The 789-nt window shown below is 44.0% G+C and carries 1 pseudogene; it reads right to left on the reverse strand.

Annotation, left to right across the window (positions count from 1 at the left end):
* Positions 1-715, reverse strand: a pseudogene (locus DP091_RS28750) (transposase); the annotation flags it as partial.
* Positions 716-789: the final 74 nt, after the last annotated feature.

Raw genomic sequence — 789 nt, forward strand, 5'->3', positions numbered from 1 at the left:
ATCAGATTGTATTTTAGATCAACGGTCCGGTGATCTAAATAAAAGAATCCTTCCGGTTTGCCGTCGCGAATCATATAACCGCTATCCGGGTCGGTTTTACTCACTTTGATTTCTTTTTTCTCGACCACATCCTCTCTGGATTTTAAAGCTTTTTTCCATGCGCCTTCCGGTCGGCTTCTACTGCGCCATTGAGTTCGTCCATGTAATCTCGTGTGTTTTGTAGAACCTGTTGCTTGGTGTACTGGTGTTTGTTCGCATTGGCCTTCACATGCGTGGAATCCGAAACCAGGACTCGTCCGCCGACCATGCGATGCTCGATTGCCTGCAGCACAATCTCATCGAAGATATCTTGAAAGATATTAGTGTCTTTGAAACGAGTCCGTCGGTTCCAGCTAATAGTGGTATGGTCCGGAACTTTGTCTGTCAATCCCAAACCAAGAAACCAACGGTATGCCAGATTCGTCTGAATCTCGCGTTCCAGTTGACGCTCTGAACGGATGCCGTAAAAATAACCGAGGAAAATCATCTTAAATAACACGACAGGATCGATGGCTGGTCGCCCATTATCAGCACAGTAAAGCGGACGGACCTTTTCGTCGATGAAAGAGAAATCGATATACTTGTCCACTTTACGGAGCAGATGATCTTGAGGAACCAATTCTTCAATCGAAACAAACTCGTAAGCCTGCTGTTTTTCTCGGTTAGAACGCAACATATTTAACACCCTTCCGAACGGTTTATTTACTAATATTATATAATATTAACGCGGTGTCGTGTTGAATTAAATGT

Source organism: Paenibacillus sp. MDMC362, from assembly GCF_003269305.1.
In the GTDB taxonomy this organism is placed as follows: Bacteria; Bacillota; Bacilli; order Paenibacillales; family Paenibacillaceae; genus Paenibacillus_AQ.